Raw genomic sequence first — 20,830 nt, 5'->3', positions numbered from 1 at the left:
CTCCCCTCTCGATCGGGCATCTACGATGACGTTTCTCGCATTCGCCTCGTGAATGTGAGTCCGGGCCCGCCCCGTGACCGCGCTAGGAGCCACTGATGCACGTCGACCATCTCCTCCGTCTCGACCGCCTCGACCTCACCCTCGTATGGGGCGACGAGACGCTGCTCGGCCAGGAGATCAGCGGCGTCACGGCGACCGACCTGGAGGACCCGGCGCGTTTCCTGCAGCCGGGGGAGGTCGTCCTCAGCGGGCTCGTCTGGTGGAGCCCGGACGGTGAGCCGGGCAAGACCGGCCGCTTCGTCTCCGCGCTGCGCGAGGCGGGCGCCGTGGCGCTGCTCGCGGGGGAGGAGACCCACGGAGAGGTGCCGCGGGAGCTCGTCGAGGCATGCCGGCGGCACCGCGTCCCGCTCATCGCCGTCCCCGCGCACACCACCTTCCGGGCGATCACCGAAGCGGTCTACCTCCGGCAGTGGGGCGAGCTCAGCCGGCGGCCCACCGACCACTTCGCCCTGCCGGAGAACGTCCGCCTGGACCTCGACCGCGCCCTGGAGAACGGCGTCTCGACGGAGGAGCTCCTCGACCGCGCCTTCGCCCATCTCGGCACCCCCGCCTGCCACCTGCTGACCAGCAGCGGCCGCACCGTCGCCCGCACGGGCGCCGCCCCGGCCCCGCTGCCCGCCGCGGTCGCCGCGGAACTCCTCCGCGGCGGGCACGGCACGACGGTCCGCGTCGAGAGCGAGGGCGCCACGGCCTACGACACCTGGCACCTCCACCTGCCCGAGGCCGGGCAGGTGCCCCCGCGGGTCCTCCAGGAGATAGCCGAACTCCTCGGCCGCCACCGCCGCCGACAGGACCTGAAGCGGGCCGTGAACGGCGCGGCCTCCGAGGAGCTCGTGGACGCGGTGGGGGCCCTGCGCTTCGACGGCCACCGCGTGCAGAGCCGGCTGGCGGCCTGCGGTCTCGGCGGCCGAAGCGCGTACACCGTGGTCGTCGCCTCCCCGGAACCGGACGTGGAGCGGGGCGACGACGGCGTCGCCGCGCTCACCGAGGCGCTGCACCACCTGCCGTCCGCCGCCGCGGTCGCCGCGGGCCACGACGGCGAGGCGGTCGCGGTCGTCGCGCTGGAGGAGGAGACGGCGACCGGCCTGCGGGCGCGTCTGGAGGAGGTGTGGCCGCTGATCCACGCCTGCGGCCCCGCCCGCGCCCTGCACGCGGGGGTGAGCACCTCGGCGACCGGCCCCTCGGAGCTCCACACGGCCCTGGAACAGGCGCGCTACGCCCTGGCGGCCGCCCGCGCCGCGGCACCCGGCGCGCCCCGCGTCGCGGCGCTCGGTGACCTCGACGGGCTGGGCGGGCTGCTGGCCGGGATCCCCCTCGACGTGCGCGACGTGTTCCGGAGGACGGTCCTGGGGCCGCTCCTCGGCGGCGCCGGCCGGGGGTCGACGGCGATGCTCCTGGAGACCCTGGAGGTGTTCCTGGCGCACGACTGCTCCTGGGCGAGGACCGCCGAAGCGCTCCACATCCACGTGAACACGGTCCACTACCGCGTCGAACGCATCGAGACCCTCACCGGCCGGGACCTGTCCCGCCTCGACCACAAGGCGGACCTGCGCGCCGCGCTCCTCTGCCACTGAGGGCCCGCGGCCGCCCCGCGCGTCGACGTCACCGTCGTACCCGCGGAACCAGCCCCGCGCGGCGAGGACGGGGACGGGGGCGACCCGGGCCCGGGCCGGTGGCGGAACCACCGGCCCGGGCCCGCCCGGACGCGGGCTCGCTACATCGGCTCGGGGAAGATGTCGCTGATGCTCCAGGCGACGCTGAAGCAGGGCGGGAGGGAGTATGCCTCCGGCTCGGTCTCCAGGGTCTGCAGCGCGAGGACCTGGCTCATGGGTGTCATGGGTGCTCTCCGTTCTCTCTGCGGGACGGTGCCGTTCGGTCACTGCCTGCCGGGGCGCGGAGGGTCGCTCCCGCCCGGGCGCTCTGGGGAGGCCGCCGGTGCGGTCGGCCGACTGCCGGCATCCGGGGCCGTGCGGGTCGATGCCCCGTCAGGAGGGGTCCCGACAGCAGGCGGTGGAGCACCAGAAGGACTCCGGCGCCTCCGCTGGACAGGTCGGCGGTGAACCGCTGCGAACCCGCGCCGAGGAAGCGGACACCGCGCCGGTGGGGGACGGCGTACTTCAGCAGGCCGGTCGCGGCGCGCACGGCGTCCCCGCGGGCGGCGTCCGTGCCGTCGAGCTCGGCGTGCTCGGTGAGGGCCCAGGTCAGACCGGCAAGCCCCCGGTGGAGTCCGGCCTCCTTCACGGTGCAGGAGACCCTGATCCCGGCGACCAGCCGCGGCAGCGCCGCCGCGCAGCGCTCGTCCGGCACGCTCGCCGCGTAGCGGGCGAGCACCGCCACCAGGCCGGCCGCGCCCGTGGCCAGATACGGCATGGCGCGGCTGAGCCGCGCGTCGTCGGAGAGCGACAGCGAGCCGTCGTCCAGGGGGAAGGACCGCTCCAGCTCCTGGTGGAGCAGCAGGCGGCCCGCCTCCAGGTAGCGGGGCTCCGCGGTCTCCCCGGCCAGCCGGTGCAGGAAGAGGGCGAGCCCGGAGCGGCCGTGCAGCAGTCCGCGGGCATCGTGCGCGCCCAGGGCCGCCGACAGGTCGGCCGTGCGCAGCAGCCGGTCTCCCGCGGCGGCGGCCCGCTCCAGGTGGCGGCTCTCCCCCGTGGTCCGGTACAGGGCCAGCCAGCCCAGGCCGACGCCCGCCCGCCCGCCGGCCAGGGTCGCGCAGGAGGCGCTGAGCGGGTGGTCGTCGGCCGTCCGGAGCAGGTCCGCGGCCTCGTCCGGCAGCCCGAGGGCGGCCAGGACGCGGGCGATGCCGGCCGTGCCGACGAGCAGTCCCGGAGGCAGGGCGTCGTGCTGGGCCAGGGTGTCGCGGCGGAGCCGTGCGCGGATCTCCGCGGGCACGGGATGTCCGGCGCGGTGCAGGGCGTGCACCACCCCCGCGGTGCCGTAGGCCAGGCACACGTTGTTGGTGCGGAACGCCTCGGGCGAGGGCGGGAAGGCCCACTCGGGCCGGTCGGGCTCGGCCGACTCCAGGAGTCCCGCGGCCACCTGACCGGCCAGCCGGGCGAGGCGGCCGCGTGCGTCGGTGTCCGGCCCGGCAGGGGAGGCCGAGCGGTCCCGCCCGGCCTGGTCCGGCGCGTCCCGCGCGGTGGGGTGGAAGGCGGTGGCCCGCCGCCACAGGTCACGAGGGGGCGCGACGTCCGCCAGGTCGCGGTGCAGCAGGGCGAGGTTGCCTGGCGCGCGTTCGGCGACCTCGTGGAACGGCGCCACGAAGGCCATCGCCACGGCCGCCATGCCGTAGCGGTCCTGCAGCAGGGGATCGGTGTCCGCGCGCAGGAGGCCGGGCGGCGGCGTGAACCCCGGCGTGCCGATTCCGGAAGGGGCCGCCGTGAGGGCCGAGGCGGTCTCGAAGTCGACCAGCCGGATCCCGCCCGAGGGGGTGATCATGACGTTGCCCAGGCTGAGGTCGCCGAACCGGAAGCCGGCCGCGTGCAGCCGCTCCAGCGCCGTGTCCAGGGCCGCCAGCAGGCGCCGGCACTCCGCGTAGTACGCGGCGACGGAGTCGCCCGTCCGGTCGGCGCGGGCGAGCGGGGAGTTCCGGCTCAGCCAGCTCACCAGCGGCTGCCCCGCGATGTGCTCGGTGACGAGGAAGTCGTGCTCCCACTCCGTGAAGTGGTCCAGGGGCTCCGGACCCACCCCGGGGGCGGCCGCGTGCAGGGCGCGCAGCACGCGGTCCTCGTGCCGCAGCCGCTGCTGCGCGTCGGTCCCGTCGAAGACCAGGCCGTTGTGGGCGCGGGCCTCCTTGAGGAAGACGGCGCGGCCGGTCCGCCGGTCCCTGGCCTCGTACGCGCCTCCGGAGTTGCTCAGCCGCACCGCGCGGGTCACCTCGTACGCGCGGATCAGGACGGGCCCCGTGTGCGGCTCCTCCTCCTGCTCGGCGAAGGGGTCCTCGATCCCCGCGGGCAGGTGGAAGGCGGGCAGTCGCAGGTCCTCGACCTCGCGGCCGGAGCCGTCGCGGACCAGTGCCTCCCGGGTCCCGTCGGCCCGCAGCGCGCTGCGGAGGCCGAAGGAGCCGTAGCGGTAGTGGACGGTCCGGGAGTCGCGGTAGCGCCGGTCGGTGAGGACGTACGGTCCCTCCTCGCCGTCGAGCGCGTCGCGCAGGCGTTCGAGCAGGCGGCGGGCGGTCGCGGTGTCCGGCGGGTAGACGGCGCAGAACTTGCCCGCCTGGGACCGTGCGGCGTGCTTGTGGTGGAGGAACAGGAAGAAGAGCCGGGCGCTGAGGTGCTTGAACGGCACGCCTTCGGAGAAGCAGATCCCGGCGACCGTGTCGAGGACGTGCTGGGCCCGGTCGAGCCGCGCCGACACGTGGATCTTCCAGCCCTGCTCGGGAAGCCCGGATCGCGGGCCGCCGCCCCAGACCGTCCAGATGCCCCGGGAGGCGCCGCGCGCCGCGGCCGGCACCGCGCCGGGGGTGAAGCGCGGCCCGGGGTCGGCCACGCCGTCCAGGGGGAGGTAGTGGTCCCGGTCGGCGAGCGCTTCTGCGAAGCCATCGAGCACGGGATCTCCTCGCGGGGTGGTGGTCGGGGGCCGCGACGGCCGGGCCCGACGCTAGGAGCGGCAGGTATGGAAACGGTTGGCCGGCGGCATGCGACCGGTATCGGGCGGCACCGCGTGCCGCGGGCGGGCGGGCGACGGCGTCGGGCAGGCGGCCGCGGGCCCGCGGACCTTGCTCCGGACAGCCCATCCCGCCGGGTTCGGCCGGCCGGGCGCTTGAATACTGGCCGTGGGCGGCCCCGACGGCGGGCGCCACGACCAAGGAGCACGAGATGACCCCTCCGCCGCCCCCGGAGTCCCCCTGCCAGATGATGGCGCGCCTGGCGCAGGAGCAGGCGACGAGCATCGGCAGGACGGAGGAGCACGCGGGGGAGCTCAGGACGAGGATCGACGGGCTGGAGGCGAAGCCGGAACCGGACGGGGCGCAGATCGGCGCCCTCCGCCTGGCCCTGGAGACGCTGGAGAAGAAGGTCGAGGACGACCGGGTGGCCCTGGCCGCCCTGGAGGACGTGATCAGGGAGAACTGCTGAGGTGCGGCCCGGCCGTCGGGGCCCGCGGGTCGGCGCGGGCCCCGACGGCGGTGCGCGTCTAGGCCGTGGAGCCGGGCAGCGAGAGCGCGACGTGGCAGTACACGAGGGTTCTGCGGGGCGCAGGCCGGGCGGCTCGGGCGCGACGGCCGTGGCGGGCGGCCCGGGGCTCCCAGTGGACCAGGAGGGCCGCTGCCAGCATCGGACCGCACGTCATGAGTATGAAGGTCATGACGTGGCCGCCGCCATCAGCGGGCCGGCCGGGGAGGCCATCGGTTCCGGCAGGTCGACCGCGGCGGCCCACAGGAGCCTTCGCAGGGCTCGGGAGCGGTTCACCAGGGTCAGCCTGCGTCCGTGCCGGGGCCACCAGTCCAGGACGTGCAGGAGGCTGGAGTCGCAGAACGTGACCCGCGCGGTGTCCAGGACGAGCCCGGTGTAGCCGTCGGCCGCGGCCGAGGCCACCAGCGCGCGCAGCGGGGCGACGCTGTGGCAGTCGATCTCTCCGGCCAGTCCGACGACCAGGGTGGCGCCGAGCGCGGTGCAGGAGGCGACGACTATGACGCCGGGCGCGGTGTCCGCGCCCGAGTCGTGCACGACGGGAAGGGCTGGGGCGGCGAGGGAGTCGGTCAGTATCGGTGCGGTGCTCGAGGTACTCACAGCTCCATCAACGCCTCGTGCCCGGTGCGGGGATTCGAGGCACGCGGCTCTTTCACCCCATGTGAGCAGCACCGATACCCAGCACGAGGGAAAGATGCCACCCGTACGAGTCAGTCGGGCGCGTCTGTTCGCCCGTCCCGTGACCAGACTGTCATGGTCACGCTATGACTGCCGGTTCGTACGAGGGCTGTAACAGACGAGGGACGCCGGTTACCAGTTCGACGCGCGCGGCCACAATGACGATGTCGCTTGCATGCGGACCGGCTCCGGGCCGGTCACGGGGGAAGTGGGATCGGCATGAACTCGAAGACGGCCGGATACGGCGCACTCCGGCGCGGCCTGCGCGGCGCCCTCCTGGGCGCGACCGTGGCCACGGCACTCCTCACGCTCACCGCGTGCCAGGGTGACGACCAGGCCGCCGCGCCGCCGACCGCGGCCCCCTCGGGCTCCGCGTCGGCCGGCGGGAGCGGACCCGGGCCGAGCGGGTCCACGGGCGACTCCGGCACCGGCAGCACCGGCCCGACGGCCACCGCCACCGGCGACAGCGGGGAAACCGGCGGGGGGAACGGGACGGAGTACCCGGACTGCGAGGCCGACGGCCTGACGACCGCCGTCGAGCTCCAGGACGGGCGGGGGGAGACCCCTCGCCGCTTCCTCCTCACCGTCACCAATGGCGCGAAGACACCGTGCGTCCTCAACGACGCGCCGATCCTGCGGCTCACGGCCGGCGACGACGCCCCGATCGTGGACCCGCTGGGCGAGCCGGACACCGAGCCCGTCGTCGTCGAGGGGGGCGGCAGGGCCTACGCGGGGCTGTACGTCTTCGGGAACGACGAGGGCGGCGAGGCGCAGTACGACCAGTCCGACCGCTTCACCGCGACCCTGGTCGCGGGCGAGGGGACCGAACTGCGCGGCACGCTGGTCTTCGACCTGCCCGACGGCCTCGACACGGTCTCCGTGGACGAGGCCGCCCGCGTGAACGGCTGGGCCGGCACCGAGGGCCTCGCGATGCGGCCGATCACCCAGCTCTGAGCGGTGGCACGCGGCCCGGACCGGACGGTCCGGGGATCCCGCCCGTGCGGCCCCGGTGCCCACGGAGCGGCCGTCGCCCCGGCCGCTCCGACCTCCCCAGCCCCTCATGAGGGCGCTATGTCCCTCTTGTATGGATATTCTGTCCGGTGTGATCGAGTCTGGACAGCTGCGGCTGGGGCTTCGCCGGCGCTACGGGCCGGGGATGCTCGTACGGCTGTCGCCGGTGATCCTGACCGTCGTGATCGCCGCGCTGGCCTACTCCACCCCGCCCGAGATGGCCTTCAGCCGCCTCCTGCCCGCCGCCCCGGCTCTCGCGGCCTCGATGTGGCCGGTCATGCCCACCGTCCTGCTCGGCACGGTCTGCCTGGTGCTGATGATCGGCCTCAGCCTCGTCTTCCCCGACCTCGGCACCTGGTGGACGGCGGCGGGGATCATCGCCGTCACCGTGGCCGCCGCGTACGGAAGCCACGTACGGCTCCAGCGGGAGCGCACCCTCCTCCAGGTGCGGCTCGTCGCGGACGCGGCCCAGCAGGTGGTGCTGGGCCCGATGCCGCGCCGCTTCCGGAACGTCGAGATCGAGTCGCTGTACGTCGCCGCGGCGGCCGAGGCCCGCATCGGCGGGGACTTCTACGAGGCCGTGGACACCCCGTACGGCGTCAGGCTGCTCATCGGCGACGTCCGGGGCAAGGGGCTGCCCGCGGTGGGAGCGGCCGCGGCCATCGTCAACGCGTTCCGTGAGGCCGCGTACAGCGAGACGGACATGATCGACGTGGCGCGCAGGCTCGACGCGAGCTGCACCCGCTACAACGGCGCCTTCCCTCCCGGAGGGACGATGGAGCGCTTCGCCACCGCGCTCCTCGTCCAGATCCCGCACGGCGGCGGGCGGATCGACGTCCTCAACTGCGGACACCCGCCCCCGCTGCTCGTGAACCGCGCCACGCTCCGCGTCCTGGAGTCGAAGGCTCCGTCGCCCCTGCTCAGCCTCGCCGACCTGATGGGCGACCACTACAGCGTGGACTCCTGCGCCTTCGCCCCGGGAGACCTGCTGCTCCTCTACACGGACGGGATCGCGGAGGCCCGCGACCGGCGCGGCGAGTTCTTCCCGCTGGCGGCCTGGACGCGCCGGCAGCCCCTGGCGCAGCCCCGGGAACTCCTCGGAGCCCTCCACCGCGATCTCCTCCGCTACACCCAGGGGCGGCTCGACGACGACGTCGCCGCCCTGGCGGTCCGGCTGCGCGAGCGCTGACCGCCGTCACCGGCAGCGTGCGGTGAACCCGTTCGCGGCGAGGCCCTGGCAGAAGGAGGCCTTGGCGGCCCCGTACCGCGAGAGACGGCCGTCCACGAACCACGTCGTGTCCGGCGGGAAGTCGAAGGTGCCGTCGTCGATGCCGTCCCAGCCGTAGCGGAAGTCGAGATCGATGTAGACGATCGAGCGGATCACTCCCCGCAGGTCGTGCTGACCGGGCAGGTTGGGGATCGGCCCCTGGTAGTTCAGGAGGCCGAAGAGCCGCTTCACCCACTGGTCCCCGCGCTGCTGCTCCAGCCCGTCGGTGCCGCCGCCGTCGGCCGTGAAGTTCATCATCCCCGCCTCGGACAGCACGACCGGCTTCTGGTGGTCGCGGGCGAACTTCACCAGCTTGAGCACGTTGGCGTCGTGGTCGAAGGCGCGCCAGACGGCGGCCGGGTTCCCGTGGGAGTCGGTGCCGATGTAGGCGTTGCGGCACTGGCTCGTGCCCACGTCGTAGTTCTGCGGCGGCGTGCCGTTGTAGAGGTAACCGCGGTCGTGGATCGGCAGGCACAGCTCGTGCGCGAAGACGGAGACGCCCATCCAGTCGACGGCCGCGTCCCCCGGGTACATCGCCTCGAACTCGCCGCGCACGGGGTGGAAGACGTACGCGAGGTTGTGGGCGGTCGAGCGGCTGTCGAGGGTGCTCGCCAGGCGGGCGAAGGCGTTCTTGTACGAGGAGCAGCTCGCGTCCGTGCAGTGGTAGAAGGAGCTGACCTCGTAGTCGAGACGCAGCCTGAACCGCGCGGCCGGGTGGGCGTTGGCGAAGGCGACCAGCCGGTCCAGGGCGGCGGTGTGCCCGCCGGCGGCGATCTCCGCGGTCACCGCCCGGGAGCGGGCCGCCTTCGCGTTCTCGTCGCCGCCGGTGAAGCCGGGCGGGTTGTCCTTCCAGCTGATCCCGACCTGGATCGTCTTCCCCGCCTGGGCGAGCATCGTCGCGTAGGCGCGGTGGGCGTCGTTCACCCAGTCGCCGCTCCGCAGCTCGTAGTAGACCGAGCCGCCGTCGGCGTCCCTGCCGAAGGTCTGGAAGTCGTCCCAGGCGGCCCGGGTCGACTGGCCGATCAGCAGCTCGGGAGCCGCGGACACGATGCCCGCGGTGTCGTCGGCGCGGGCCGCCGCGGGGCCGCCGCCCGGCAGGACGGCCAGGGCGGCGAGGGCCGCGGCGGCGAGGAACCGCGCGGCGGTCCTCAGGGGGCGTGTGCTCGGCATGGTGCCTGCTCTCCATGGGGGAGGGGGATGCGGGGCGAGGGTGAGACGGGCGCGGGTGGTGCCGGGCGCCGCCGCGGGTGCGGGGCGGCGCCCGGTGCGTGCCGGAGCCTCAGGAGGCCGTCCACGTGTAGGTCGGCGTGGTGATCTGGCTGGTCTGGGTGGTGGGCTGGTAGTGGAAGAAGTAGGTGACCGTCGCTCCGGCCGGGACCTGCACGGGCAGCTCCCAGCGCCGGTCGGCGGAGTCGTAGGAGAGGAAGTGGTTCTGCGGCTGACCGCCGTCGATCCGGTACTGCACCGTGACGAAGGAGGCCTGGAAGCCCTGCGGGGCGAACCAGATCGTGGTGCCGGAACCGCTGGTCACGCCCTGGGTGAAGCCGGGCTGCCCGGGGGTGGGGGTGGGCGTCGGCGTGGGTGTCGGCGTCGGGGTGGGTGTCGGCGTGGGTGTCGGCGTGGGCGTCGGGTTCGGGGTCGACGTGCCGTTCGCCCAGGTCGACTTCTTGATCTCCGTCAGGAAGCGCGACAGGACCGTCGGGTCCGCCTGGACGCGGGAGTCGCCCCAGTTGCCGTTCGCGCAGCCGGGTCCGCCGGCCTGGGCGCCGCCCGCGCACTGCCACTGCGTCTGGGCGTCCCAGTGGGTGTTGATGTAGGCGGCGGCGCGGATCACGTCGCGGTTGCGGTCGATCCAGTCGAAGTAGCCGGCGTGCCAGCCGTCCCAGATCGCCTGGCCGCTGGAGGCCGCCGGGCTGTTGCGGAAGATGCAGCTGGTGCTCTTCGCGCCGGTCCGCGAGCCCTGCGGGGCCGCCTCCGCGACCATGGCCGGCTTGCCGTGGGACCGGGCGAAGTCCAGGATGCGGTTCTGCAGTCCGACCGGGTCGGTGTCGTACGAGCCGCAGCCCCACTGGGACCGCACCGAACGGGAGTTGTAGAACGAGGACAGGCCGACCCAGTCCACGTACGCGTCGCCGGGATACCAGTCGTCGAGGTGAGCCGGGTCGGTGACGACGTACTTCCACTCCGGGTGGTCGGGGTGGGCGTTCACCGGCCAGGCCGCGCTCTGCCAGACGGTGGCGACGCGGGTCGCGCCGAGCGCGTCGATGCGGCCCTTGATGTACCGGAACGCCTCCTTGTAGAAGTCGGCGTTGTAGCAGTTCCACGGGCCGTCGAACTCGTAGCCGATGCGCAGCAGCACGTCCCGGTCGTAGGCCTTGAAGCGGTTGACCATCTCGTCGACCTGGGCGCGGTACCGGGTGATCAGGTTCGGGCTTCCCGCGGTGACGTCCGCGTCCGGGCGGCCGATGATCGCGCGCAGCGGCTGGTTGGTGCAGCCCGCGGTGGCGTCCGAGAGGTAGAGGCCGACGGCGAGCGAGGAGCCGGGGTACTCCCGCAGGGTGCGGGCGAAGTCGACGGTGCCGGCGCCCCAGTCGACGGGTCCGGTCATCCCGGCGAGCGGGGCGGGCGTGCCGCCGAGGACGAGGTTGGTGTAGAGGGTGACCGCCGCGGGGGCGGGAGCGCCGAGGGAGGCGTTGCCGAGGACGTCGCGGCGGTAGTCGCTCAGGGTGTCGCTGTCCTGTCCCAGGACCAGGGCGACCTTCCCGGCGGGCGGAAGACCCGGTGTCGCCGCCTGGACGGCCGCGTCGGCCGGGGACGGGAGGGCGGTGAGGGCGAGCAGGGCGGCCACGGTCGTGGCGCCCGCGGCGATCGCGCGGAGGAGCGGCTTGCGGGGTGGCGCGGCGCAGGCCACGGGAGGTGGGGCCGAGGAGGGCATGCCGGAGCCTTTCGGGCGGAGGGGGAACGGGGAAGGGGGCCGCGTCCGGTACGGGAGGCGGCGGCGGACGCATGCTGCTGCCGGTGCGCGGCCGGGTCAACGGCCTGCGGAGTTTTCGTTTCCCCCTGCTGGTCAGGACTCCGCTGCTACGAAAAGTTTCGAAGGCATTCGGCAGGCCCAAGTCGTATCCCTCCAACATCTACTGAGGCATCGTCGAAAGTTTCGCCGAAAACCTTGACAGAGTTTTCGGCCGTGCACGACTTTGGTGGCGCTCACCCGTCTCCCCGTTCCCGGAGGATCCGCCATGGGCCGTAACCGTGCCCGCAGAACCGTCGGCGCGCTCGCCGCCGCCGCCTCGCTCCTCGCCCTGTCCGCCTGCGGCTCGGGCTCCGGCGAGGCGGGCGGCAAGATCACCCTGACCGTCGCGACCTTCAGCGACTTCGGGTACAAGCCGCTGATCAAGGAGTACGAGCGCACCCACCCCAACGTGGTGATCAAGGAGCGCATCTCCCAGTTCGACCAGCACCACAACCAGCTCTCGACGCAGGTGGCCTCGGGCAGCGGAGCCGCCGACGTGGTCGCCGTCGAGGAGGGCTACCTCCCCAAGTTCCGTGCGGTGAAGGACAAGTTCGTCAACCTGGCCGAGTACGGCGCGGGCGACCGGCAGGGCGAGTACCTGCCCTGGAAGTGGCAGCAGGCCACCCTCGGCACGTCCGACTTCGTGATGGGCTACGGCACCGACGTCGGCAGCCTCGCCGTCTGCTACCGCAAGGACCTCTTCGCCAAGGCCGGCCTGCCCACCGACCGCGCCGCCGTGTCCGCCCTCTGGCCTACCTGGGACGCGTACTTCGCGACCGGTGAGAAGTTCCGTTCCAAGGTCGGGGACAAGGCCTGGTTCGACAGTTCGGGCAACATCTTCACGGCCATGATGAACCAGACCGAGTTCGGCTTCTTCGACGCGAAGGACCAGTACATCGGCGAGACCAACCCCAAGGTCAAGGAGTTCTTCGACGCGACGGCCCGGGCCACGGCCGCCGGCCAGTCCGCCAACCTCCAGCCCTTCAGCCAGCAGTGGAACACCGGCATCAAGCTGGGCCGCATGGCCACCATGACCTGCCCGGCCTGGATGACCGGACTCATCAAGACAGCCGCCGGCGAATCCGCCGCCGGATCCTGGGACATCGCCTCCGTGCCCGGCGGAGGCGGCAACTGGGGCGGCTCCTTCCTGACCGTGCCCAAGCAGGGCAAGCACGTGAAGGAGGCCGCCGAACTGGCCGACTTCCTCACCTCGGCCGCGTCCCAGAAGAAGATCTTCACCGGCCCCGTCGGAGCGCTGCCGTCCCTCGTGCCCGTCCTCGACGACCCGGACGTCCAGGGCGCGCGCCAGGACTGGTTCTCCAAGGCTCCGACCGGCAAGATCTTCGCCGCCTCGGCCACGTCCCTCAAGCCCAACTACCGCGGGACGAAGGACCAGCAGGCGCGCATCCCGTTCGGCAACGCCCTCCAGCTCGTCGAGCAGGGCAAGGCCGACCCCGCGGCGGCATGGGACAAGGCGGTCGAGGAAGCCGCCAAGAACCTGCGCTGACCCCACCCCCGCACCCGCCCGCCCTCACCCCCGGAGACATCCATGGCGGTCCAGACCCGCCCGCTCCCGACCGGTCACGCTCCGGCCCCGCGCCGCCCGCGCCCGGGCCGGAACGCGGCCCCGTACCTCCTCATCGCCCCCTTCTTCCTCGTCTTCGCCGTCTTCGGCGCCTACCCGCTGCTCCAGACCTTCTGGGTCTCGCTGCACGACTGGGACCGGCTCTCGGGACAAGGGGAGTGGGTGGGCCTGGACAACTTCCGGAGACTGCTCGGCGACACCGACTTCCTCACCGCCCTCTTCAACACCCTCAGCATCTTCGTGCTCTCCACCGTCCCCCAGCTCCTCGCCGCCCTGGGCGTGGCCTGGCTCCTCGACCGCCACCTGCGGGCCCGTACCGTCTGGCGGGCGCTGGTGCTCGTGCCGCAGTACGTGTCCGTCGTCGCCGTCGCGCTGGTCTTCTCCCAGCTGTTCGGGCGCGACTACGGCATCGTCAACTGGGTCCTCCAGGGCGTCGGGATCATCGACGCCCCCGTCGACTGGACCGCGGACACCTGGAGTTCCCACCTCGCCATCAGCTTCATGGTGATGTGGCGGTGGACCGGCTACAACGCGCTCATCTACCTGGCCGCCATGCAGGCGGTCCCCCGCGAGCTGTACGAGTCCGCGGCGATCGACGGCGCCTCCCGGCTCCTCACCTTCCGCAAGGTGACGCTCCCCGCCATCCGGCCGACGCTCCTCTTCACCGTCGTCATCTCGACCATCGGGGGACTCCAGCTCTTCGCGGAGCCGTTCCTCTTCGACCAGCAGGGCAACGCCGAAGGCGGCGCCGAGCACCAGTTCCAGACCCTGACCCTGATGCTCTACAAGTACGGCTTCATCAACAACGACGCCGGCTACGCGTCCGCCGTCTCCTGGGCGCTCTTCCTGGTCATCGCCGCCGTCGCGGCGCTCAACCTCCTCCTCGCCCGCCGCGCGGAGCGCCGCTGACCGGACCCGTCGAGCACGACCGCCCCGCCGCACCCCACCGCCCGCAGAGGAACCCCATGGCCGTCTCCGTGCCCCTCCGGCCCCACCCGACACCCCCAGCCGCCCCGACCGGCCGCCGCCTCTTCCGCACCGTGCCGAAACGGGGCCCGCGGAAGCCGGACTCGGCCGGACCGATCGCCTACCTGCTGCTCGCGGCCGTCACCGCCGCCTCCGTCTTCCCCCTCTACTGGAGCTTCGTCGTCGCCTCCCACGACGACAACTCCGTCCTCGCCGGCACCACCCCGTCCCTCGTCCCCGGCGGCCATCTGATCGAGAACATCCAGCGCGTCTTCGAGCTCTCCGCCTTCTGGCAGGCCCTGGGCAACTCCTTCCTCGTCGCCGGCACCACCGCCGTCTCCAACGTGCTGCTGTCCTCGCTCGCCGGCTTCGCCTTCGCCAAGCTCCGCTTCCGCGGCCGCGACGCCCTCCTCGTCTGCGTCGTCGCGACCGTCATGGTGCCGACCCAGCTCGGCGTCATCCCGCTCTACCTCCTCGTCACCGACCTCGGCATGTACGGGAAGATCTCGGCGCTCATCGTGCCCGCCCTCGTCTCGGCGGTCGGCGTCTTCTGGATGCGCCAGGCCGTCGAGGAGAACATCCCCGACGAACTCGTCGAAGCGGCCCGGATGGACGGCGCCGGACTCCTGCGCGTGTACTGGCACGTCGTCGTCCCCGGGGTCCGCACCACGGCGACCGTGCTCGGCATGTTCACCTTCATGTTCGCCTGGAACGACTACTTCTGGCCGCTGATCGCGCTCCCCCCGGAGAACGGCACCGTCCAGATCGCCCTCAACCAGCTCGCCGCGGGCTACTACACGGACTACACCCTGATGCTCGCCGGAGTCGTCGTCTCCGCCCTCCCCGTCCTGGTCGCCTTCACCGTCCTCGCCCGCCGGATCGTCTCCGGCGTGATGGCCGGCGCCGTCAAGGGCTGACCCCCTCCGCCACCGAAAGCAGGAGAACCATGACCGCCGCGCCCACCGCACCCGGCCGGGACCGCACGGACCCCGCGCCGCAGCCGGCGCCCGGACCACACGACGGGGCCCGCCCGGAGCCCGCCCTCGTCAACCCCGTCCTGCCCGGCTTCCACCCCGACCCGTCGATCCTGCGCGTCGGCGACGACTACTACATCGCCACCTCCACCTTCGAATGGCTCCCCGGCGTCACCGTCCACCACTCCCGGGACCTCGTCCACTGGCGGCCCCTCGGCGGGCTGCTCCGGGAGGCCCGGCTGCTCGACCTGAGCGGCCGGCCGGACTCGGGAGGCGTGTGGGCGCCCTGCCTCTCGTACACCGACGGCCTCTTCCACCTCGTCTACAGCGACGTCACCAGCCTCGCCGGTGCCTTCAAGGACGTCCGCAACCGGGTGACCACGGCGCCCGGCCTCGACGGCCCCTGGTCCGACCCGGTCCCCTTCCCGTCGCACGGATTCGACCCCTCGCTCTTCCACGACGACGGCCCCGACGGCGACGGCCGCAGCTGGGCCCTGTGGATGGAGTGGGACCACCGGCCCGGCCGGCACCCCTTCGCCGGCATCCTCCTCCAGGAGTGGGACCGCGCGAAGGGCGCCGCCACCGGCCCCGTCCACCGCGTCTTCACCGGCACCGCACTCGCCCACACCGAAGGGCCGCACCTCTACCACCGCGACGGCCACTACTACCTGCTCACCGCGGAGGGCGGCACCTCCTGGGACCACGCGGTCACCGTCGCCCGGGCCCGCGACATCACCGGACCGTACGAGGCCGATCCCGCCGGCCCGCTCCTCACCTCCCGGCACCACCCCGAAGCGCCCTTGCAGAAGGCCGGCCACGGCAGTCTCGTCGAGACGCCCGGCGGAGAGTGGTACCTGGCCCATCTGACCGCCCGCCCCCTGACCCCGCGCGGAGCGTGCGTCCTCGGCCGCGAGACCGCGCTCCAGCGCGTCGAGTGGACCGCGGACGGCTGGCCGCGCCTCGCGGGCGAACCCCCGGTACCGGGCGGCGACACCCTGCCCCGCACCGTCGTGCCGGCACCGTCACCGGTGTCCGCGCCCGCCCCCGGCCCGGAGACGCCGTCCGCCGCGTACCCCGAGGGCGACGCCCCTCCGGCCTCCCCCTGGTCCACCCTGCGCAGGCACCCCGACCCCGAGTGGATCGAGCCCCTCCACGACGGACTGCGCCTGTACGGCGGCCAGTCCCTCGGCTCGACCCACGGCCAGAGCCTCGTCGCCCGCCGCCAGCAGGCCACCCGCTTCGACTTCTCCGTCGGCCTCACGGCCCGCCCCGACTCGCCGCTCACGATGGCCGGCCTGGTGCACTACTACAACACCACGCTCTGGCACCACCTCCACCTCAGCTGGGACGACGCACTGGGCCGCGTGATCAGACTCGGGACCTGCGTGCACGGCCGCTACACCGAACCCGTACCACCGCTGCCCGCCGGGGACGGACCGCTCGAACTCCGGCTCTCCGTCGACGGCCCCGAGGGCCGCTTCTCCTGGCGCCCCGCCGGAACCGGCGCCTGGCTCCCGGTCGGCGACGCCCTGGACGTCACCCCGCTCTCCGACGAGGGCGCCACCCGCGGCGACCCGGACACCGGGCACTACACCGCCTGGGGCTTCACCGGTGCGTTCGTCGGCATGTGCGCCCAGGACCTCACGGGCGGCCGCGCCCCCGCGGAGTTCACCCGCCCCGAGTACCGCGAACGGCCCACCGGCGGGCTCGTACACCCATGACGGTACGAAGGGGGGCGGACCGCACCGACCGCTACCCTTCCGGAAAGCAGGAGACAGGCCCCCGAGGGGACACCCGGAGCGAAAGGCAGGGCATGGCGGAGGAGCGCACGGACGCGCAGGGCGGCAGGGTCACCCTGCACGCGATCGCCGCGGAGGCGGGGGTCTCCGTCTCCACGGTCTCCAAGGTCCTCAACGACCGCGCCGACGTGTCGGCCGACACCAAGGAGCGCGTCGAGGCGGTCGTGGACGCCCTCGGCTACCGGCGCCGTCCCGCCCGCCGCCGGGGCAGCGTCGTCGACCTCGTCCTCAACGAACTCGACAGCCTCTGGTCGGTCGAGATCGTCCGGGGCGTGGACGAGGTCCTGCACGCGGCCGGCGCCAGCATGGTGCTCTCCGCCGTGCACGGCCGCAGCGCCGACACCCGGGAGTGGATCGACCAGCTCGCCGCCCGCCGCAGCAGCGGCGCCATCCTCGTCGTGTCGGACCTCACCCCGCAGCAGCGCCGCCGCCTGGCGGCGCTGGACGTCCCCTTCGTCCTGGTGGACCCCGTCGGCCACGTCGACGCACTGGTCCCCACCGTCGGCGCCACCAACTGGGCCGGCGCGGTGAGCGCCACCGACCACCTCATCGAGCTCGGCCACACCCGCATCGCCCATCTGGCCGGACCCCGCCAGCTGCTGTGCAGCCGGGCCCGCGCCGACGGCTACCGGGCCACCATGGAGCGGGCCGAACTCCCCGTCCCGGCGGGCTTCGTGCCGCACGGCGACTTCAACGACACCTCGGGACGGCGCGCGACGGCCCGGCTGCTCGACGACCTCGCGGCGGCCGGGGAGGAGCCGCCGACCGCGGTCTTCGCCGCCAGCGACCTCCAGGCGCTCGGCGCCTTCGAGGAACTGCGGGCCCGAGGGCTGCGGATCCCCGAGGACGTCAGCATCGTCGGCTTCGACGACCTGCCCGTCGCCCGCTGGACGCATCCCGCGCTCACCACCGTGCGCCAGCCGCTGTTCGACATGGCGGCGATGGCCGCGAACACCCTGCTCCGCATCATCGACGGCGAACACGTCGAGAACCTCCGCGTCGAACTCGCCACCCGGCTCGTCGTCAGGGCCAGCACCGCACCGCCCGGCCCCGCGGACGGCGGTCGGCCCGCCCCGGGCACGGCGACGGAGGAGCGTTCGGCCGCGAACCCGTCGAGTCGCTCGGGGCAGGCGGCGGAAAAAATCGACTCGACAGGGCTCGTCACCGCCCGGCAGAGTGGCCGCCCGTGACGAGCAGTGAGCTGTGGACCCGTGAGACCGCCGACCGCTACGACGCCGAGGAGACCGAGACGTCCTCGGCCGCCGTCCTCGGACCGACCGTAGACTTCCTCGCCGAACTCGCAGGCAGGGGACGGGCGCTGGAGTTCGCCATCGGCACGGGCCGGGTGGGCGTGCCCCTCCGCGCCCGCGGCGTCCCGGTCGTCGGCATCGAACTCTCCGAGCACATGGCGGCCGTCCTCCGGCGCAAGGCCGACGAGGAGACGCTCCCGGTGGTCATCGGGGACATGGCCACCATCGTCGTACCCGGCGGGTTCGCGCTGGTGTACCTCGTCTACAACACCATCTCGAACCTGCTCACGCAGGACGAGCAGGTCGAGTGCTTCCGCAACGCCGCCCGCCATCTGGAACCCGGCGGCCGGTTCGTCATCGAGCTGGTCGTGCCGCCCCTCCGCTTCCTGCCGCCCGGCCAGCCGGCGGTGCCGTTCGACGTCTCGGAGCGGCACTGCGGCTTCGACACCTTCGACCTCGTCGAGCAGGTCCTCGTCTCGCACCACTTCACCCGTGACGGCGACGACGGCCGCTACCGCCGCGACGCCTCCCGGCACCGCTACGCCTGGCCCGCCGAGCTCGACCTGATGGCCCGGATCGCGGGACTCGAACTGGAGCGGCGCGTCGCGGACTGGGACGGCGCCCCGTTCGCCCAGGACTCCGCGAAGCACGTCTCCGTGTGGCGCAAGCCCGCCTGAGACGGGCGGTCGCCGTCCGGCGGTCCGGGGCGGGAGGCCGCCCCGGACCCGCGGACCCGGCGGGCGGGGCGCGGTGCTTCAGCCGACGTCCGTGGAGGTCCGGGGCCGGCGGTCCCCCGGGGCGACCGGCGCGTCCTCCTCGTCCGCGCGCAGGGTGCCGAGGAGCCGCAGGCCGTCCTCGGTGGGGGTGCCGGGGGCGGCGGACAGCACCAGCAGCTCCGTACCCGGTGCGTCCGGCAGCGCGAAGTTCTCCTGGTGCAGCTCCAGCAGGCCGACCAGCGGGTGGTGGTAGGCCTTGCGACCGTGGGTGCGGGCGCTCACGTCCGCCCGGGCCCAGAGGCGCCGGAAGCGCTCGCTGCCGATGGCCAGCTCGCCGATGAGCGAGGCGAGCCGCGGATCGGCGGGATAGGTGCCGGCGGCCAGGCGCAGGTGTCCGACCGTGTCGAGGGTGCAGGTCTCCCAGTCCGCGTACAAGCCCCGCTCGGCCTCCTCCAGGAAGATGTGCCGGGCCGTGTTGAATCCCGGCAGCGGCCGGCCGAAGAGGAGTTCGGCGAGCCGGTTCCCGGCGAGCACGTCCAACCGGTGGTTCATGATCAGTGCGGGCGCGCCGGACACCAGGTCCAGGACCCGCAGCAGCTCCGGCCGGAGCCGGCCGCTCGGCGCCTTCGCATGGTGGCGGGGCTGCCGGGCGAGCCGGTCGAGGTGTCCGCGTTCGGTCTCGTCGAGGCCGAGGACGCGGGCGAGCGCGTCGAGGACCTGCTCGGAGGGCTGGGTCGCCCGGCCCTGCTCCAGGCGCACGTAGTAGTCGACGCTGACCCCGGAGAGGTGCGCGACCTCCTCGCGGCGCAGCCCCTCGACCCGGCGGCGGCTGTCGACGGGTATGCCGACACCGGCCGGATCGACCCGGGAACGCCGCGTGCGGAGGAAGCCTGCGAGATCGTCCATGCCCCCAGTATGGGCGCGCCCGCCCCCGCGAGGGTGGCCCTGCCAATACCAGGAAGTCCCGTCCTACGGAAGAGGCGTCCCTGAACACCGGGCGGAGCGGAACCCAGGATGGAAGCAGGCAACCGATCCCCAGGAGTTCCCATGAAGACGCTCATCGTCCACGCCCACCCGGAGCCGCGCTCGCTCAACGGATCGCTGAAGGACCTCGCGGTGGCGACCCTGGAGGGCGCCGGGCACGAGGTGCGGGTGAGCGACCTGTACGCGATGAACTGGAAGGCGGTCGCGGACGCCGCGGACTACGGCGCCCACGCGTCGAGCCCGTTGCGGGTGGCCCGGGACTCGGGCCGGGCCTTCGCCGCCGGAGCCCTCACTCCGGACGTCCGCGCCGAGCAGGAGAAGCTCCTCTGGGCCGACACGGTCATCCTCCAGTTCCCGCTGTGGTGGTACGCGATGCCGGCCATCCTCAAGGGCTGGGTGGACCGGGTGTTCACCCACCGCTTCGCGTACGGCGTCGGCGAGCACAGCGACACGAAGTACGGCGAGCGCTACGGGGAGGGCACCCTGGCGGGCCGCAGGGCGCTGCTGTCGGTGACCATCGGCGGCCCGGAGGCGCACTACGCGGCCCGCGGCATCAACGGCCCCATCGACGACCTGCTCTTCCCCATCCAGCACGGCATCCTCCACTACCCGGGCATCGAGGTCCTGCCCCCGTTCGTGGTGCACGGCGCCGACCGGATGTCCACGGAGGAGTACCCGGACGTCGCCAAGGCCTGGGAGCAGCGCCTGCTCACCCTGGAGACGACCGAACCGATCGCCTACCGCCGGCAGAACTTCGGCGACTACGAGATCCCCTCGCTGCACCTGAAGGCGGGACTGGAGGCCCCGGGCCGCACGGGATTCGGCCTGCACGTGGACGGCTGACCGCCGAACGGGACCGGAACCGGACGCCGGGCGTGGAGCCGTACGGGTTCGGGACCGTTCGGCGCCGGTGACGGCTGCGCCGGCGCCCTCCGCCCGCACGCCGGCGGCCTCAGCCCAGCTGCTCGGCCAGTCCGACGATGACGCCGTCGGGACCGCGGACGTAGGCGAGCAGGTAGACGTCCTCGAAACGGGCGATGTCCCCGAGGAGTTCGGCGCCGTGCGGACGCAGCCGCGCGACGGTGTCCCGGATGTCGTCGACCGCGAACATGACGCGGTGCGTGCCCAGGACGTTGTGCGGGCGGTCCCGCGGTTCGGTGGCCGTCGCCGGGGGACTGAGGTACTTCGCCAGCTCCAGGCGGCTGTGGCCGTCCGGGGTGCGAAGCATCGCGATGGCGCAGTGGACGCCGTCGAGCCCCGTGCACCGGTCGGCCACGAGCCCCTGGACCTCCGTTCTGCCCTCCAGCTCCATGCCGAGTTCCTCGAAGAACGCCACGGCGGCGTCCAGGTCGTCGACGACGATGCCGACGTTGTCCATCCGCTGAATCGTCATGCCAGGTCCTC

The 20,830-nt window shown here is 73.4% G+C and carries 19 protein-coding genes; 11 read left to right on the top strand and 8 right to left on the bottom strand.

Annotation, left to right across the window (positions count from 1 at the left end; translation table 11 throughout):
* The first annotated feature begins 95 nt into the window (after positions 1-95).
* Positions 96-1,634, top strand: a complete 1,539-nt coding sequence (locus tag ACF09E_RS00800) for a PucR family transcriptional regulator (RefSeq protein WP_392203175.1) — start codon at positions 96-98, stop codon at positions 1,632-1,634.
* Between the two features lie 140 nt (positions 1,635-1,774).
* On the opposite strand, the gene ACF09E_RS00795 is transcribed toward ACF09E_RS00800, so the two are convergent.
* Both ACF09E_RS00795 and lanKC read right to left on the bottom strand, forming a co-directional pair.
* Positions 1,775-1,897, bottom strand: coding sequence for a hypothetical protein (locus tag ACF09E_RS00795; RefSeq protein WP_361850925.1), 123 nt, complete (start codon positions 1,895-1,897; stop codon positions 1,775-1,777).
* On the bottom strand, positions 1,894-4,602 hold the full coding sequence (gene lanKC, locus ACF09E_RS00790; protein ID WP_392203174.1) for a class III lanthionine synthetase LanKC: 2,709 nt from the start codon (positions 4,600-4,602) through the stop codon (positions 1,894-1,896). The genes ACF09E_RS00795 and lanKC overlap by 4 nt, the downstream gene beginning before the upstream one ends.
* A gap of 269 nt (positions 4,603-4,871) precedes the next feature.
* Here lanKC and ACF09E_RS00785 point away from each other — a divergent pair, with 269 nt between their 5' ends.
* A complete protein-coding gene (locus ACF09E_RS00785) occupies positions 4,872-5,129 on the top strand; it encodes a hypothetical protein (protein ID WP_392203173.1) in 258 nt (85 codons plus the stop codon).
* Positions 5,130-5,187: 58 nt separating this feature from the next.
* Here ACF09E_RS00785 and ACF09E_RS00780 read toward each other — a convergent pair whose 3' ends face one another.
* Both ACF09E_RS00780 and ACF09E_RS00775 read right to left on the bottom strand, forming a co-directional pair.
* The gene (locus ACF09E_RS00780) at positions 5,188-5,358 is read right to left on the bottom strand and encodes a hypothetical protein (RefSeq protein ID WP_392203172.1); all 171 of its coding nucleotides are present in this window, start codon (positions 5,356-5,358) and stop codon (positions 5,188-5,190) included.
* Complete coding sequence (locus tag ACF09E_RS00775) at positions 5,355-5,783, bottom strand: STAS domain-containing protein (protein ID WP_392203171.1); 429 nt, start codon at positions 5,781-5,783, stop codon at positions 5,355-5,357. Before ACF09E_RS00775 ends, ACF09E_RS00780 begins: the two co-directional genes overlap by 4 nt.
* A gap of 297 nt (positions 5,784-6,080) precedes the next feature.
* Between ACF09E_RS00775 and ACF09E_RS00770 the strand changes: the two genes are divergently transcribed.
* On the top strand, positions 6,081-6,815 hold the full coding sequence (locus ACF09E_RS00770) for a DUF4232 domain-containing protein (RefSeq protein ID WP_392203170.1): 735 nt from the start codon (positions 6,081-6,083) through the stop codon (positions 6,813-6,815).
* Between the two features lie 202 nt (positions 6,816-7,017).
* Complete coding sequence (locus ACF09E_RS00765) at positions 7,018-8,061, top strand: PP2C family protein-serine/threonine phosphatase (protein WP_392203834.1); 1,044 nt, start codon at positions 7,018-7,020, stop codon at positions 8,059-8,061.
* 6 nt (positions 8,062-8,067) lie between these two features.
* Here the strand turns inward: ACF09E_RS00765 and ACF09E_RS00760 are convergent, their stop codons facing one another.
* Positions 8,068-9,309 carry a hypothetical protein gene (locus ACF09E_RS00760; protein WP_392203169.1) on the bottom strand — a complete coding sequence of 414 codons (1,242 nt, stop codon included), beginning with the start codon at positions 9,307-9,309 and terminating at the stop codon, positions 8,068-8,070.
* A gap of 109 nt (positions 9,310-9,418) precedes the next feature.
* Entirely contained in the window at positions 9,419-11,074 is a 1,656-nt protein-coding gene (locus ACF09E_RS00755; RefSeq protein WP_392203168.1) for an endo-1,3-beta-xylanase, read from the bottom strand.
* Positions 11,075-11,378: 304 nt separating this feature from the next.
* Here ACF09E_RS00755 and ACF09E_RS00750 point away from each other — a divergent pair, with 304 nt between their 5' ends.
* The 6 genes from ACF09E_RS00750 to ACF09E_RS00725 all read left to right on the top strand — a co-directional run bounded on the left by ACF09E_RS00750 (position 11,379) and on the right by ACF09E_RS00725 (position 18,403).
* The gene (locus ACF09E_RS00750; RefSeq protein WP_392203167.1) at positions 11,379-12,659 is read left to right on the top strand and encodes an extracellular solute-binding protein; all 1,281 of its coding nucleotides are present in this window, start codon (positions 11,379-11,381) and stop codon (positions 12,657-12,659) included.
* 42 nt (positions 12,660-12,701) lie between these two features.
* Entirely contained in the window at positions 12,702-13,646 is a 945-nt protein-coding gene (locus ACF09E_RS00745) for a carbohydrate ABC transporter permease (RefSeq protein ID WP_392203166.1), read from the top strand.
* Positions 13,647-13,702: 56 nt separating this feature from the next.
* Positions 13,703-14,620, top strand: coding sequence for a carbohydrate ABC transporter permease (locus tag ACF09E_RS00740; protein ID WP_392203165.1), 918 nt, complete (start codon positions 13,703-13,705; stop codon positions 14,618-14,620).
* Between the two features lie 29 nt (positions 14,621-14,649).
* Positions 14,650-16,398 (top strand): family 43 glycosylhydrolase, encoded by a 1,749-nt coding sequence (locus ACF09E_RS00735; RefSeq protein WP_392203164.1) that lies wholly within the window; start codon positions 14,650-14,652, stop codon positions 16,396-16,398.
* A gap of 92 nt (positions 16,399-16,490) precedes the next feature.
* Positions 16,491-17,666, top strand: coding sequence for a LacI family DNA-binding transcriptional regulator (locus ACF09E_RS00730; protein WP_392203163.1), 1,176 nt, complete (start codon positions 16,491-16,493; stop codon positions 17,664-17,666).
* Complete coding sequence (locus tag ACF09E_RS00725) at positions 17,663-18,403, top strand: class I SAM-dependent DNA methyltransferase (protein ID WP_392203162.1); 741 nt, start codon at positions 17,663-17,665, stop codon at positions 18,401-18,403. Before ACF09E_RS00730 ends, ACF09E_RS00725 begins: the two co-directional genes overlap by 4 nt.
* 78 nt (positions 18,404-18,481) lie before the next feature.
* Here the strand turns inward: ACF09E_RS00725 and ACF09E_RS00720 are convergent, their stop codons facing one another.
* Positions 18,482-19,348, bottom strand: coding sequence for a helix-turn-helix transcriptional regulator (locus ACF09E_RS00720; RefSeq protein WP_392203161.1), 867 nt, complete (start codon positions 19,346-19,348; stop codon positions 18,482-18,484).
* A gap of 141 nt (positions 19,349-19,489) precedes the next feature.
* On the opposite strand from ACF09E_RS00720, the gene ACF09E_RS00715 reads away from it, so the two are divergent.
* Positions 19,490-20,269 (top strand): NAD(P)H-dependent oxidoreductase, encoded by a 780-nt coding sequence (locus ACF09E_RS00715; RefSeq protein ID WP_392203160.1) that lies wholly within the window; start codon positions 19,490-19,492, stop codon positions 20,267-20,269.
* Between the two features lie 109 nt (positions 20,270-20,378).
* Here ACF09E_RS00715 and ACF09E_RS00710 read toward each other — a convergent pair whose 3' ends face one another.
* Complete coding sequence (locus ACF09E_RS00710) at positions 20,379-20,819, bottom strand: VOC family protein (RefSeq protein WP_392203159.1); 441 nt, start codon at positions 20,817-20,819, stop codon at positions 20,379-20,381.
* Between the last annotated feature and the right edge of the window lie 11 nt (positions 20,820-20,830).

Source organism: Streptomyces sp. NPDC014891 (assembly GCF_043081085.1).
Taxonomy (GTDB): domain Bacteria; phylum Actinomycetota; class Actinomycetes; order Streptomycetales; family Streptomycetaceae; genus Streptomyces.
Note: the sequence above shows the minus strand (reverse complement) of the source record. Positions and strands in the feature narration are given on the sequence as shown.

Bases quoted from the DNA above. Each gene is read 5' to 3' on its own strand.
- ACF09E_RS00800 (WP_392203175.1), top strand. From the start codon at position 96: ATGCACGTCGACCATCTCCTCCGTCTCGACCGCCTCGACCTCACCCTC.
- ACF09E_RS00795 (WP_361850925.1), bottom strand. From the start codon at position 1,897: ATGACACCCATGAGCCAGGTCCTCGCGCTGCAGACCCTGGAGACCGAG.
- ACF09E_RS00785 (WP_392203173.1), top strand. From the start codon at position 4,872: ATGACCCCTCCGCCGCCCCCGGAGTCCCCCTGCCAGATGATGGCGCGC.
- ACF09E_RS00780 (WP_392203172.1), bottom strand. From the start codon at position 5,358: ATGACCTTCATACTCATGACGTGCGGTCCGATGCTGGCAGCGGCCCTC.
- ACF09E_RS00770 (WP_392203170.1), top strand. From the start codon at position 6,081: ATGAACTCGAAGACGGCCGGATACGGCGCACTCCGGCGCGGCCTGCGC.
- ACF09E_RS00765 (WP_392203834.1), top strand. From the start codon at position 7,018: ATGCTCGTACGGCTGTCGCCGGTGATCCTGACCGTCGTGATCGCCGCG.
- ACF09E_RS00760 (WP_392203169.1), bottom strand. From the start codon at position 9,309: ATGCCGAGCACACGCCCCCTGAGGACCGCCGCGCGGTTCCTCGCCGCC.
- ACF09E_RS00755 (WP_392203168.1), bottom strand. From the start codon at position 11,074: ATGCCCTCCTCGGCCCCACCTCCCGTGGCCTGCGCCGCGCCACCCCGC.
- ACF09E_RS00750 (WP_392203167.1), top strand. From the start codon at position 11,379: ATGGGCCGTAACCGTGCCCGCAGAACCGTCGGCGCGCTCGCCGCCGCC.
- ACF09E_RS00745 (WP_392203166.1), top strand. From the start codon at position 12,702: ATGGCGGTCCAGACCCGCCCGCTCCCGACCGGTCACGCTCCGGCCCCG.
- ACF09E_RS00740 (WP_392203165.1), top strand. From the start codon at position 13,703: ATGGCCGTCTCCGTGCCCCTCCGGCCCCACCCGACACCCCCAGCCGCC.
- ACF09E_RS00735 (WP_392203164.1), top strand. From the start codon at position 14,650: ATGACCGCCGCGCCCACCGCACCCGGCCGGGACCGCACGGACCCCGCG.
- ACF09E_RS00730 (WP_392203163.1), top strand. From the start codon at position 16,491: ATGGCGGAGGAGCGCACGGACGCGCAGGGCGGCAGGGTCACCCTGCAC.
- ACF09E_RS00720 (WP_392203161.1), bottom strand. From the start codon at position 19,348: ATGGACGATCTCGCAGGCTTCCTCCGCACGCGGCGTTCCCGGGTCGAT.
- ACF09E_RS00715 (WP_392203160.1), top strand. From the start codon at position 19,490: ATGAAGACGCTCATCGTCCACGCCCACCCGGAGCCGCGCTCGCTCAAC.
- ACF09E_RS00710 (WP_392203159.1), bottom strand. From the start codon at position 20,819: ATGACGATTCAGCGGATGGACAACGTCGGCATCGTCGTCGACGACCTG.